This window comes from Tritonibacter sp. SIMBA_163, assembly GCF_046535935.1.
Classification (GTDB): Bacteria; Pseudomonadota; Alphaproteobacteria; order Rhodobacterales; family Rhodobacteraceae; genus Epibacterium; species Epibacterium scottomollicae.
In genome coordinates this window covers 1-274 of the sequence record NZ_JAWJBP010000418.1, presented here as the reverse complement: position 1 = coordinate 274, position 274 = coordinate 1, and the positions used below count along the sequence as shown (strand labels likewise).

The 274-nt window shown below is 45.6% G+C and carries 1 protein-coding gene; it reads left to right on the top strand.

From position 1 onward, the window contains the following. On the top strand, positions 1-274 hold a 274-nt coding region (locus R0J92_RS22965), incomplete at both ends, for a hypothetical protein (protein ID WP_411053368.1).

The following is a 274-nucleotide window of genomic DNA, read 5'->3' as shown; positions in this document are numbered from 1 at the left end:
GGAGTTATGAAACGAAAGTTCTTGCACAAAGTTACAACAACCTTGTGGATCGAGTCCAAAAACTGCTGAAAGAACAAGAAGAAAGTGTTGAACAACAACGACAAGAGCGGGAAGAACTAGAAGAAGAAGTGACGCGGTTAATGACTGACATTGAACAAGCTGCCGATGGCGATTTAACCGTGCGGGCGCAGTTGATGGAAGGAGATATTGGGATTGTTGCAGACTTGTTTACTGCGGTGGTAGAGAACTTGCAAGACACGGCGCAACAGGTGAA